Origin of the sequence: Anaeroplasma bactoclasticum, from assembly GCF_003550015.1 — a bacterium.
In the GTDB taxonomy this organism is placed as follows: domain Bacteria; phylum Bacillota_I; class Bacilli_A; order Acholeplasmatales; family Anaeroplasmataceae; genus Anaeroplasma; species Anaeroplasma bactoclasticum.
Genome location: NZ_QXEV01000031.1, coordinates 1 through 15,241 on the forward strand (window position 1 = coordinate 1; position 15,241 = coordinate 15,241).

Here is a 15,241-nt window from a genome sequence, read left to right on the forward strand (position 1 = left end):
ACCTCAGCTGACTCCCTAACTATTCGCTTTTTATCGCACGTATATAATACGCGTTAGGGCCTCCCGGGGTAATTCACTAATCTTTCATCCCACAACCTCTTGATTTACTGTTTTGGTTTTACGTTTACCATTAGGACTTCAGTTTGATTTGCAACCTTATCCACTTACCATTTAGCCTCATCAAGTTTCTGTTCGTAGGCTCAAGGATTTTGCTACACCTCTTCCTTCACCCATAGGATTACTCCTAACGGCTTGAGGTTCGCTACACTTGGCGGTAAATACCCGTGACTGGACTTTCACCAGTAAGATTAGTGCCATGCCCGGCACACAAATAAAAGAGACTTTATTTCAAGTCTCTTTTTGCTTCTTCATCAGGCATTCTTCTTCCTTTATAATCCTCTAAGAAGGTATGCTTTTCACCATCTTTTTTATATCCAATGATCTTATTTAGATTAACATTAGAAGCAGCTGCAAAGATATTCTTTTCAACAAGCTCATTATAATCCTTCTTTAATGTTTGAATTAATCTTTTTGTAGTTAATCGTTGGCTCATATTAATTTCATTATCTACAGAACAAGCCTCTGTAAAACGGCATGCACACATAATGAATTTTAAATCGTTATATTTTGCCCATGCCTTAATATCCTTTTCTCTAATTAAATATAATGGACGAATAAGCTCCATTCCTTCATAATTATCACTATGAAGCTTTGGAAGCATTGTTTGAAAGGAACCAGCGTTAAGCATATTCATTAAAGTTGTTTCAATGACATCATCATAATGATGTCCTAATGCAATCTTATTACAACCCATATCCTTAGCTATTCTATATAATGCACCTCTTCTCATTTTTGCACATAAATAGCAAGGATTCTTATCTTGAGAATTTGCAATTTCAAAAATATCTGTATTTACAATAGTAGCTGGTATATTTAAAATTTCTAAATTCTTTTTAACATATTCTAAGTTAAATTCATTATATCCAGGATTCATTACTAAATATTTTACATCAAATTCAAAATCAGAATGTCTTTTTAATTCTTGAAATAGCTTTGCTAAAAGCATAGAATCCTTACCACCAGAAATGCATACACAAACACTATCATTAGGTACAATTAATTCATATTCTTTTAATGCCCTTACAAAAGGAGCCCAAAGTTTGCCTCTATATGTTTTTATAATTGATCTTTCAATTTCTTGATATTTTTCCATATATCCTCCTTATGCACCTGGATTATCATTTCTAATTCCAGTTAAATCCTTTATAACCTCAGATGCTATCAAAAGTCCCATAGCTGCAGGTACAAAGCATATTGAGCCAGGTACATTCTTTTTAGGGTTTTCATTATCAATAATAGGCTTTATTGGCTTTAATGGTTTTTCTTTAGAATAAACAACCTTTAATTTGTTTATTCTTCTTTTCTTTAATTCAGCTCTCATTACCTTAGCTAGTGGATCTACACTAGTCTTATAGATATCAGAAACCATAAGCATAGAGGGGTTAATTTTATTTCCTGCACCCATTGCAGAAATGACAGGAACTTTAGCTTCCTTTGCACACATAATTATAGCAATTTTGGCTGTAACTGTGTCTACAGCATCAATTACATAATCATAGCTTGAAAAGTCAAAATTATCCTTATTTTCAGGCAAAAAGAAGCAATTATGAACCTCTACATTCGCATTCGGATTAATCGATAGGATTCTATCCTTCATTACTTTAGTTTTATCCATACCTACAGTATCTAAGGATGCAATGATTTGTCTATTGATATTAGTAATAGATACATTATCCTTATCAATTAAAACGAAGGATCCAACACCGCTTCTTGCGAGTGCCTCACAGACATATCCACCTACTCCACCAATACCAAAGATGGCAACCTTTTTTTCTTTTAATACATCTATGACACTACTACCAAGTAGTGATTCGATTCTATCAAATTGGCCCTGCATAAAATCACCCCTTTTTGACTTGCATATTTTAACATAACTTTAAATTCATTTCCATTATTTTATATAAAATATGATAAGAAAATGCCTAAAGCTTTAAGCCTTAGGCACAATCCTTAAAAGTTATTATATTTTTTCTTTTTCTTTACAAAAGGCTTTGCAAGGCAATACCAAGGCTCAACGATATCATATTGAATATCCTCTTTTACCTCTTCAACCTTTGGAGATTCCTCAAGCTCTCCTTGTTCCTTTAGGAAGGCTTGAATCTTTTCCTGCTGACGTCTTTTTTCATCAGGATCAATTGTATTTCCCTTTAAGGAGGATGCAGTAATAACTACACCCTCTCTTGGAATTGGAATTACTACATTTTTGTTATGCTCATATTCTTCAGTGGCTTCTTCTACAGAAACGCTTAAATCCTCATCCATTGGCTCGTCAAAAGAAAGTACAGTATCCTCACCTGTAGGCTCACCCTCATTTAGAGTTACACCCTCTTTAACTGGAATAGAATTCCAGAATTCATCAAATGAGGTATCCTCTTCTATAGCATTAGGATTTTCTTCTTCTACTACCTCTTCATATTCCTCTTCAGGCTTAGCCTCTAAGGAATCTAAATCTCTTCTTAGGCTTATTCTTTTTTCCAAAAGCTCGATATATTCCTTTTGTTCCTTATTCATTCTTCTTAAATATTCAAGCTCTGATAATCCTAAATTCGAATAATTCTCCTCTGGATTATCTAAAGAAATAGACTTTTGGGCAGCTTCTCTTTTTCTTGCTTCCTCTTCTTCCTTTTCCTTCTTTATCGCTTTTATTCTTGAACGAATAATATCTACAATCAAGAATCCACCTAATCCCATCATTATAATTGCTTCAATGATGATCATTGCTAGGACATAGCCTGGAATTGATGATAATATTATTAAATTCATAATATCCCTCCTATGCTTTAACTTTCTTTCTATAAACAATGACAACGACAAGCATCACAATTGACATTGACTGAATAACGAATACTGCCCATAGCCAATTGAATCCATCATTTGCAAATCCAATTGCACCTACAGTACCCATTTCGAATATAACATAACCATTTTCAATTCGATAATTTAATTCTTGAACCTTTCCATCCTCATTGAAATAGAATAGCTTAGTGCTTGAATCTAAATTATCAATTCTATCTGCCTTAATCTTAATAGTGATTGAGACATCATCTGCTAAGCTTACAGTTTTTCCATCCTTTTCAAATACAATACGGAATGCAGATTGTAAATCAAAATCAGAATAGTCATCAATATTTGTTAATCTTTCGATTCTAGAATTGATTGTATTCTCATTTGTTTCCTTCTCTACTAATATTCTATAGCTTGTATCGATTGTTAGATTTTCTGGGATTTCAATTACTGCATCATTATAAATTACAGCTGCAATAATAAACTTAGCATAGAACTTCATATCCTCATGAAGTTCACTTGGGATTTCCTTATCCCATCCATTAAAGTAATATACATAACCATTTACTACATATGAATCTAAATCAGAAGGTACTTCTAAAGAATCTCCATCATATCCATGATATGTGGCAACCAACATATTGTTCTTATAATATGAATAATAGAATCCATATGCAGGAATTACCTCTTCTACTCTAACTTCTACACCATTGAATACTTGATAGTATTCTGCATTACCATCTATTGCTCCAGTTGCTTCTGTTAAAATACTATAAGCATAATCGATATCATTTAATTTTGGAACTTCATAATATTCCTTATGATTAGAATCGTTCTTACATACTCTACAAATTAAACCAGTTTCACTCTTTGTAGGTAAATCAACTAAATACCAAGAATCATAATCATGACCTAAGGCATTCATAGATACATTAAATACCTGAGTAGCAAATGCAGGATTTGTAAATTTAGCTGTATAAGTCATAACTCCTGTTGCCTCACATGTAGGAGCAACCTTTACCTTACTTGTAGTATAGGATACTTCTTCTTCAATATGAGATTCATCATGAGAGCATACTCTTATAGCAACTACACTCTTATAATCATTACTCCATGTATAGGATACATCTCCATAGGAATGACCAAATGCATGAATAATACTATGGATTCTAGATAATTCTTCACCACAAACTGAGCAATAAATTACAGAATCATATGAACCATCCACCTCACATGTAGCATCCATATGGTTTTCAATAACGATATCGCTATTAGAGTGACCAAGTGCAGGTATTACTACCTTCTTAATAATTGTATCAAATGCTTTATTTTCAAATACTACTGTATAAGTTACTAAGCCAGTATTTGTGCATGTAGGATCAACAGTTACATATGAAGAATAGGATACCTCTTCTTCAATATGATTTTGATCATGGCTACATACTCTTACTGCCTTACAGGATAGATAATCACTACTCCATGTATAAGTTACATCTCCATATAAGTGTCCAAATGCTTCTAGAATGAAATCATCCATAGTTGCAGTATTCTTATTCTTATCGAAGATTTCACCACATCGATTACATGTATAATAGGAATCTATTCCATCCATTTCACATGTAGCAAGTACAATATCATGATAGCAATAATCATGACCAAGTGCAGGTATTACTACCTTTTGAACTTGAGTTTCAAATTCTCTACTTTCAAATTTAGCATTATATGTAATTAATCCATCATTTAAGCATGTTGGTAATACCTTAATATTTGTAGATGTAGAAATTTCTTCATCAATGTGATTATCGTCATACTGACATACTCTTATAGCATGACACTTTGAATAATCATTATTCCATTCATATACTACATCTCCATATAAATGGCCATGATGTGGAATTACTACTTCCTTAGTTTGTGCTTCATACGCAGGATCATTAAATACTGCAGTATAAATAATTAAACCATCTTCTTCACAAGTTTCAGCAATTGTTTGGCTTGTAGTATGAGATACTAAGGTATCTATATGATTACATACCTCGCATAATCTTGATGCAGTTACTATAGAATTATATTCATTCCAAGTATATTCTGCCTCTAAATAGCTATGACCTAATGCTGGAATTACTACATTCTTATTTTGATCTTCAAAACGAATGTTCGTGAAGTTTGCTGTATAAATCTTTAAGCCATCTTCCTCACATGTAGAATTAGACATTATTACATAGGATGAATAAGTTTCTTCCTTGATTACATGATTATGATCATGAGAGCAATATGCATATGCTACGCAATATGTATTATCACTATTCCATTCATATTCAATATTGGAATAATCATGACCAAGAGGAAGAATATTATTATCCTCATAATATTTACCACATCTACTACAAGTATGAGCTGTATAGCCTGGTGTTGTACATGTTGCCATAATTGTCTCATCAATATAATTATGACCTAGTTTTTCATCAATAACGATTACTCTATTTAGCTCCTCATGACAAACTGTACAATATGTAACATCATAATGAGCACCTGTACCAAGACATGTTGCTTCTTCTATAACAACCTTAACAACTTCAAGCTCCTTATGACCTAATGCAGGAATTTCTTTATATGTAGAATATCCACAAACACTACAAATATCATAATCATAATAACCAGATTCTTTGCATGTTGCATCAACTCCATCGTGATGAACTAGGCTATGACCTAGTGCAGGATCTAATACACTAATTCTATTTAATTCTTCGCTACAAACAGTACAATAATATACTAAATCATGGGAACCATCAGTTGTACATGTAGCTGCTACTACATTTTCAATTGCAGCTTCACCTTCCTTATGACCAAGCTTAGCTACTTTTATAATTTTAGCCTGAGCTTCAAATAAGGCATTTTCGAATACTGCACTATATTTAATAGAACCATCACTATCGCATGTTGCAAGAGTAATTGTACTAGACTTAGTATTTACAACCTCTATGATGATATGAGAATCATCATGATGACATATAGCCTTAGCAGTAATACTAGAGTAATCACTTTCCCAAGTATATGTAATTTGATAATCATGACCTAATGCAGATTCATAAGTATCAATAAAGGATTCATTACAATTACTACATGTATGTAATGTATAACCAGATTCTGTACATGTAGGAGCAATAACCTGAGTAATAAAATTGTGGCCTAATGCAGGAATTTCATGATATGTTGAATAATCACATCTAGAGCATGTCTGATATGCATCATATCCAGCCTCTGTACAAGTTGCTGCCTTAGCCTTATGAGAAATATAATCATGGCCTAATGGCGCTAATATAGTTTCTTCATAAGTGATTTCATTCTTAAGCTCTGCATCGCTATAATACTTATCACAGCTTTCGCAGTAATAATATGTGATATTACCACTATTCTCGCATGTAGGTAATACACCATAAACAATTGTAATTGTATGATCTGTTGTAGGAATAACCTCAGTTAAGCTATCTGTATAAGTAATACCTAAAATAATAACCTTAGCAGTATATACTCTTAAACCAGTCTCTAAATCTGTTGGAGCCTTAGTAAGGGTAGATTCAATTTCAGCTGTATAGATTTCCTTTTCACTATGATTATGCTTACAGTAAATGATATATTTAGCTGAATCATAATTATTCCAGCTCCATACACCATTTGCGTAATCAAAGTCATGACCAAGCGCAGGAATTGTATGAGGCTCTCTAGATAATTCTTCGCCACATACTGTACAGTAAATGACAGAATCATATGAACCATCAACTTCACAAGTAGCTTCAATTCTATTTTCTTCAACTAAATCTCCATAAGTATGATTAATCTTAGGAATTACTATATTTTTAGATAGATTATCAAATAACTTGAAATTAGAAGTATAACACTGAATACCAGTATCTGTACATGTTGCATCCTTAACGATTGTAACTAAAGTATCAGATACTTCTTTTACTACTTTACCACATCTTAGACAAGTCTTAGTTGCAGTAATAGTAAGATAATCATCACTCCATTCATATACTACTTCGCCATAGGAATGACCAAGTGCAGAAATGTGATTATCAATATATATATGATTACAAATGCTACATGTATGAGTTGTATAGCCCTCTGTTTCACATGTAGGAAGTGTAACTATAGATGTATAGGAATGACCAGTTGCAAGAATTGTCATCTTTGTTCTAGATAATTCTTCACCACATACTGAGCAGTATACGACTAAATCATAAGAACCAGCAGTATCACAGGTTGCTTCAATTCTATTTTCTTCTACTGCACTAGAAGCATTATGACCTAATGCATTAATCTTTTCAAATGTAGAATAATCACATCTAGAGCATGTATGATATGCATTATGACCAGGATTCTCGCATGTAGGTAAAAGCTCATCATGGAATACTAAATCATGTCCTAAGCTATCTAAGATAATTTCCTTTTCTAATGAGCTAAATAAGCTATTAGTAAAGTTAACAATGTATTTACCTAATCCTTCATTTGTACATGTAGGATCTAGTATTAATGTATATGATGTAGATGCTTCTTCTGTAATTTCATCACCACATACCAAACATAATGCCTTAGCTATAACCTTAGAGTTATCGCTAGACCATTCATAAGAAATTTGATATGTATGACCTAAGGCATCTGTATAATCAGATACATAAGAATGTCCACATCTATCACATGTATATGTTGTATAACCTTGATTCTCACATGTAGGGTTAGTTACAACTGCTGTATAGCTATGACCTAATGCATCAGTATAGTCAGATACATAAGTTTCTCCACATCTATCACAGATATATGTTGTATAACCTTGCGTATCACATGTAGGCTCAGTAATAAAGCTAATTGTATTATGACCAAGTGCAGGAATTACTAAATCAGAAAGATTTACCTCATCCATATTTAAGTCAAATACCTTACCACATCTAGAGCATGTGTAATATGCAAGTAAGCCAGTCTCCTCACATGTAGGAGTAACCTCCTCATGGAATACTAAGTTATGACCTAATGCATTAATTACTACTTCTTTAGATTGTGATTCAAATAATGGATTACTAAATGTAGCTAAATAAGTAATCTTACCAGCCTCATCACATGTAGCATCAATCGTTTTACTTGATGTTGTAACAGTCTCTGTAATTATATGTAAATTATTATGCTTACATACTGCAGTTGCAGTTACCTTAGAATTTCCATTCCAAGTATAAGTAATTTCATAATCATGACCTAAGGCAGCTACTAAATCTGCTACAAAAGAATGTCCACATCTTTCACATGTATATGTTGTATAGCCTTGTACTTCACATGTAGGATCAGTTACAACACTTGTATAAGAATGACCTAATGCATCAACAAAATCAGAAACATAGGAATCTCCACATCTTTCACATGTGTATGTTGTAAAGCCTTGTGAATCACAAGTTGGATTAGTTACAACACTTGTATAAGAATGATCTACCTTATCTACGGTTATATTATGTCTATGTAATTCCTCATGACATACTGTACAGTAAACAACGGAATCATAGCTTCCTTCCTCACTACAAGTTGAAGATACTAAGTTTTCAATAACTGCATCTCCTTCTGTATGAGAAAGCTTATCTAATACTTCTTCTTTAATTTGAGTATCAAAGATTGAATTTGTAAATTCTGCCTTATATGTAACTAAGCCTTCTTGCTTACAAGTTGGATTCTTAATAGTAGAAACTACGATAGCCTCTTCATAAATGGAATCTCCACAAGTATTACATAATGCATATGCAAATACCTTACTATTATCGCTATTCCAAATATAAGAAATCTCATAATCGTGACCTAATGCATTGACTAAATCCGATACATAAGAATCACCACAAATACTACAAGTATATGTAGTGTAACCATCAGCCTCACAAGTTGGGTTAGTTACTACGGCAATGTAATTGTGACCTAAAGCACTTATTACTAAATCCTCTAAATTAGTTTCAACCTTATTTAAATCAAAGACCTTACCACATCTAGAGCATGTATAATGTTCATCTAATCCATCGTTAACGCAAGTTGCATCAACTTTTGCATGATGAATATAATCATGACCAAGTGCAGGAATAATAGTATCCTCTAATTCAATTTCAATTGTCATGTGGGAATCCTTAAAGTTCTTTCCACATTCAACGCAATGATAATATCTAATATTACCATCCTCATCACATGTAGCTTCCTTTTCAGCTACAGTGATGGATGTTTCATGGTGTAGCTTAGGTAATACTACTTCAATAGATGTTTCATAAGTATTATCTAAGATTGTAACAGATGCATGATATTCGATTGTACCATTAGCCTCATGAGTAGGCTCTAAAAGAACCTCACCTGTAGATGTTACTGTATATGTATAAGTATGATTATTATCATGCTTACATGTAACAATGTAGCAACAAGTTAAATGATCTGATGCCCAATCCCAAACGCCATTTTGATAATCATAATCATGACCTAAGGCTGGAATTTCATGATGTTCTCTATCTAATTCCTCACCACATTCACTGCAGTAGATTACTAAATCATAAGAACCTGTAGCCTCACAAGTTGCATCAATTCTATTTTCTTCTACTGGAGTGCCATCTCCATGTTCTAATGCATCTAAGGAAACTACCTTTGTATCCTTATATGTATTACCTTCAAATTCAATAGTTACAGTGTATGTAATTGAACCTGTAGCTTCACAAGTTGGATTAACAGTTACGGATGTTGAATTAATAGAAATTACTTCTTTATGATTATTATCATGGCTACAAGTAAATGTAATTGTTGCAGCTAGATAATCATCATCCCAAGTCCATGAATAAGAATTATAATCATGACCTAAAGCATCTCTATAATTATCAATATATGTATCATTACATCTTTCACAAATATGAATTGTATATCCCTTATCCTCACATGTTGGACTAACAACAGTTGACTTATAGGAATGACCTAAGGCAGGAATAATTACTTCCTTAGTTTGAGTTTCAAATGCATTATATTCAAATTCTGCAGTATATAAAATACTACCAGAAGCTTCACAAGTTGATGAAGCTGTAATTGAAGTTGTAGCTACAGTCTCTTCTTCCTCATGTCCACAAATAGTACAAATTCTTGTTGCAGTAACGGATAAGTTATCTATGCTCCAAGTATATGTAATATCACCATAAGTATGACCTAAGGCTTCAATTGTCTTAGATTCTCTAGATAATTCCTCATGGCAAACTGTACAGTAGATTACTAAATCATAGGAACCTGCATCCTCACAAGTAGCATCAATTCTATTCTCTTCTACTGGAGTACCATCTCTATGACCTAAAGATGCAATTACTAGATCAGCAAGTGTTGTTACATTCTTATCACTATCAAATACCATATGGCAATCTTCACATGTGTAATATTCATAATTACCAGAATGTGTACATGTAGCAGCATTTGCATCATGATGAATATATGTATGACCTAAGGCATCGATTGTCTTAGTCTCTCTAAATAATTCTTCACCACAGATAGTACAGTAGATTACTAAGTCATAGGAACCTGACATCTCACAAGTAGCTTCAATTCTATTTTCCTCTACTGGAGTGCCTTCTATATGGCCTTCTGCCTTAACTTCTATTGTTTCTCTATGTAATTCTTCACCACAAACTGTACAGTAAGTAACTAAATCATAAGAACCAGTCTCAGTACAAGTTGGATTAACTACGTTTTCTTCTACTGGAGTGCCAAGAGTATGACCTAATGCCTGAAGCTCTAATACCTTAGTTTGAGTTTCAAATGTATCATCAGTAAATAATGCAGTATATGTAATAGAACCATTAGCTTCGCAAGTTGCAGCTACTGTTATGCTTGTTGTTGCAACAGTTTCTGTAATTCTATGATTAGAATCATGAGTACAAACTGCAGTTGCAGTTAATGTCTTATTATCATTACTCCATGTATATGTAATTTGATAATCATGGCCTAATGCATTGATTACCCCTGTATATGTTTGAGTTGCAAACTCTGGATTAGTAAATGTTGCTGTATATTTGATAGAGCCATTACTAATACAAGTTGCATTTATAACGATTGTTGTAATTGTTGCTACTTCAGAATCAATAGAACCACAAACTAAACATGTTCTTTCTGCAGTACATGCAGTATGATCTAAATTCCATGAATAAGTAGTTAAACCATAAGTATGGCCTAATGCTGGAATTGCATGAGGCTCTCTAGATAATTCTTCACCACATACTGTACAGTAAGTAACTAAATCATAGGAACCTGCAACCTCACAAGTTGCATCAATTCTATTTTCTTCTACTGGAGTTGCATGAGTATGACCTAATGCATTGATTACTAAGCCAGCAAGTGTTGTTTCATTCTTATTAGAATCAAATACCTTATCACAATTCTCACAAGTATAATATTCATTCATGCCTGCAGTTGTACATGTTGCATCTACCTTATCATGATGAATATATGTATGTCCTAATGCTGGAATTACTTGAGGTTCTCTAGATAATTCCTCACCACATACTGTACAGTAGATTACTAAATCATAGGAACCTGTAGCTTCACAAGTTGGATTAACTCTATTTTCTTCTACTGGGCTACCTTCTGTATGTCCTAAAGCATCAATTGTATGAGGCTCTCTAGATAATTCTTCACCACATACTGTACAGTAGATTACTGAATCATAAGAACCTGTAGCTGTACATGTTGGATTTACTACGTTTTCCTCTACTGGAGTTGCATGAGTATGTCCTAAAGCATTGATTACTAAATCAGTAAGTATTGTTTCATTCTTATTAGAATCAAATACCTTATCACAATTCTCACAAGTATAATATTCATTCATGCCAAGAGTTGTGCATGTAGCATCAACCTTATCATGATGAACATATGCATGACCTAAGGCAGGAATTACTTGAGGTTCTCTAGATAATTCCTCACCACAAACTGTACAGTAGATTACTAAATCATAAGAACCTGCAGCTTCACAAGTTGGATTAACTCTATTTTCTTCTACTGGGCTACCTTCTGTATGGCCTAATGCTTTAATCACTAGATCAGTAAGTGTTGTTTCATTCTTATTAGAATCAAATACCTTATCACAGTTTTCACATGTATAATAATCATTCATGCCAGGAGTTGTGCATGTAGCATCGACCTTATCATGATGAACATATGCATGACCTAATGCTGGAATAATTGTATCTGAATAAGAAATTTCATTTTCCATTGCAGGATCGCTATAGTAAGTATTACAATCCTCACAATAATAATATAAGATATTACCATTTGCTTCACATGTAGGCTCTTTAGCTAAAACCTTTGTAGAAACTGTATGGTGTAATCTTGGAGTATCTTCATACGCAATATTTGTATAAGTAACTCCATTAACCTCTACTGTTGCAGTAAGCTCTAATTTACCTGTTTCGGTATGAGTAGCTAGTGCAATAGTCTTAGAAGTAATTGTTGCAGTATAGGATAATGTATGAGCATTATCGTTTGTACAAGATACATAATATGTAGCATTAGAATAATCTACTGCCCAAATCCATGTACCATTTGCATAATCATAATTATGACCAAGTGCAGGAATAATTAATGAATCATAGGATACTAAATTATATTCAGAATCGAAATATTCTCCACAAGCAGTACATAAATAATGCTCATGAATACCACTATCCTCACATGTAGCATCAATGGAATCAACATGGCTATATGTATGAGGAACCATATCTATTTCTTTAGTCTTAGTATCTGTATAAACTACGCCATTTAATGTAACCTTAGCTGTATAAGTCTTAACACCCTTAGCGGTACAAGTTGGATTAACTGTAATGCTAGATGAAATGGTTGCATTATATGTATCCTTATGTGAATTATCATTTGTACAAGCAAAGGAAATAGTTGCAGATGTATAATCTATAGACCAAGTCCATTCACCAACACTATAATCAAATTCATGACCTAATGCAGGAATAGATACTTCTCTTGTAGATGTATATGTATTACCTTCTACTGTAACTATAGCTGTATAAGTTCTAATACCTGTAGCTGTACAAGCAGGATTTAATGTAATTTCATCTGTAATTGTTGCATTAAAGCTTAATGTATGAGCTGAATTATTTAAGCATGTTACCTTATATGTAGCATTCTTATAATCATTAGACCAAGTCCATGTACCATTTGCATAATCATAGCTATGACCTAATGCTTCAATAACTAATGCATCAAGTGTTGTTTCATTGTAATTCTTATCAAAATACTTATTACAATTTTCACAATAATAATATTCTTCCATTCCAGATAGCGTACAGCTTGTTGGAACTAATTCATAATGAGTGAAATTATGACCTAAGGCTGGAATTTCAACTTCTTTTGTCTGTGCTTCAAAATATGTGCTAGTAAATACTGCTGTATATTTCTTAACGCCTGAAGTCTCACATGTAGCTTCAGTTAATACCTGACTGGTAGTCTTTACAGATTCAGTAATTACATGAGTAGAATCATGGCTACATACAACTCTTGCAGTTACAGTTGTATTATCACTTGACCAAGTGTAGGAAGCCACTCCATATTCATGGCCTAATGCTGGAATTGTAACCTGAGTAGTTTGTGCATCAAATACTGGATTTGTAAATTCAGCGGTATAAGTGATTGTACCTGCTGTAGTACATGTTGCGTTAACTGTTACTGATGTTGTAGCTACTGTTTCAGTATCTTCATCTGCGCAAATACTACATACTCTAGTTGCTGTTACGCTTGAGTAGTCATCGCTCCAAGTATATGTAGCATCGCCATAGGAATGACCTAGGGCAAAAATTTCTTCTTCCTTAGTTTGAACTTCAAACGCAGGATTTGTAAATGTAGCAGTATATGTAATCTTACCTGCAAATGTACAAGTAGGATTTACAGTTACACTAGTTGTAGATACAGTTTCAGCTTCAATATGAGTAGCATCATGTGCGCATACTCTTGTTGCTGTTACCTTACTATTATCACTATTCCAAATATATGTAACAGAACCATATTCATGGCCTAATGCTGGAATCTCAATTTCCTTAGTTTGAACTACAAATACAGGGTTTGTAAATGTAGCGGTGTATGTTGTTTTACCTGCTAATAAGCAAGTAGGGTTAGTTGTTACGCTAGTTGTTGCTACTGTTTCAGTTTCAATATCACCACAAACGCTACATACTCTTGTTGCTGTTACACTTGAATTATCACTACTCCAAGTGTATGTTACTTCACCAAATGTATGACCTAATGCATCAACAGTAATAGTATCTCTTGATAATTCTTCTCCACAAACTGAGCAGTATACTACTACATCATAAGAACCATCTGTAGTACATGTAGCATCTACTTCATTTTCAAATACGGAATTACCACCCTTATGTCCTAATGCAGCTACTGTTTCATTCTTAGTTTGTGTAGCAAATGCAGGATTTGTAAATACTGCTGTATATGTACGAATACCTGTTTCAGTACATGTTGGATTTGTTGTAATCTTATAAGATGTGGTAACTGTTTCAGTTTCAACATGATTATTGTCATGTGCGCAAACTCTAGTTGCAGTTACTTCACTATTTTCGCTATTCCAAATATATGTAACCTCGCCATAAGCGTGTCCTAATGCTGGAATAGTATGATGTTCTCTTGAAATCTCACCATCACATACAGAGCAGTATACTACAGTATCATATGAACCTGCAGTTTCGCATGTTGCATCAATTCTATTTTCTTCTACAGCTTCGCCATCTGTATGGCCTAGCGCAGGAATTGTTGTTGTAATTCTAGATAGCTCTTCGCCACAAACTGTACAATATACTACTGTGTCATAAGAACCAGCAGTTGTACATGTTGCTGCTACTTCATTTTCAATTACTGCTTCACCATTCGTATGGCCAAGAGATGGAATTTCTACTTCCTCAGTTTGAGTTTCAAATGCAGCATTTGTAAATACAGCTGTATATGTTGTTTTACCCTTTAATGTACAAGTAGGGTTAACTGTCACTGAAGTTGTATCTACAGTTTCAGTATCAATATCACCACAAACGCTACATACTCTTGTTGCGGTTACCTTACTATTATCACTATTCCATGTATATGTAACCTCACCATAAGCGTGTCCTAATGCAGGAATAGTATGATGTTCTCTTGATGTTTCTTCGCCACAAACTGTACAATATACCACTGTGTCATAAGAACCAGCAGTTGTACATGTAGCTTCAATTCTATTTTCTTCTACTGCATCTGATGGAGTGTGACCAAGTGCATCAATTGTATGATGAACTCTATCTAATTCTTCACCACA

4 protein-coding genes are annotated in these 15,241 nt (G+C 33.5%); all 4 read right to left on the reverse strand.

Annotated features, from left to right (window positions below; genetic code table 11):
• Nucleotides 1-343: 343 nt before the first annotated feature.
• On the reverse strand, nucleotides 344-1,213 hold the full coding sequence (locus tag EI71_RS08735) for a tRNA 2-thiocytidine biosynthesis TtcA family protein (protein WP_119016864.1): 870 nt from the start codon (nucleotides 1,211-1,213) through the stop codon (nucleotides 344-346).
• A gap of 9 nt (nucleotides 1,214-1,222) precedes the next feature.
• Complete coding sequence (locus EI71_RS08740) at nucleotides 1,223-1,957, reverse strand: tRNA threonylcarbamoyladenosine dehydratase (protein WP_119016865.1); 735 nt, start codon at nucleotides 1,955-1,957, stop codon at nucleotides 1,223-1,225.
• A gap of 113 nt (nucleotides 1,958-2,070) precedes the next feature.
• The gene (locus EI71_RS08745; RefSeq protein ID WP_119016866.1) at nucleotides 2,071-2,883 is read right to left on the reverse strand and encodes a P-loop NTPase family protein; all 813 of its coding nucleotides are present in this window, start codon (nucleotides 2,881-2,883) and stop codon (nucleotides 2,071-2,073) included.
• 10 nt (nucleotides 2,884-2,893) lie between these two features.
• Nucleotides 2,894-15,121 (reverse strand): hypothetical protein, encoded by a 12,228-nt coding sequence (locus tag EI71_RS08750; RefSeq protein WP_211321094.1) that lies wholly within the window; start codon nucleotides 15,119-15,121, stop codon nucleotides 2,894-2,896.
• Nucleotides 15,122-15,241 lie beyond the last annotated feature (120 nt).

Coding starts and splice junctions, on each gene's coding strand:
- EI71_RS08740 (WP_119016865.1), bottom strand. CDS start 1,957: ATGCAGGGCCAATTTGATAGAATCGAATCACTACTTGGTAGTAGTGTC.
- EI71_RS08745 (WP_119016866.1), bottom strand. CDS start 2,883: ATGAATTTAATAATATTATCATCAATTCCAGGCTATGTCCTAGCAATG.
- EI71_RS08735 (WP_119016864.1), bottom strand. CDS start 1,213: ATGGAAAAATATCAAGAAATTGAAAGATCAATTATAAAAACATATAGA.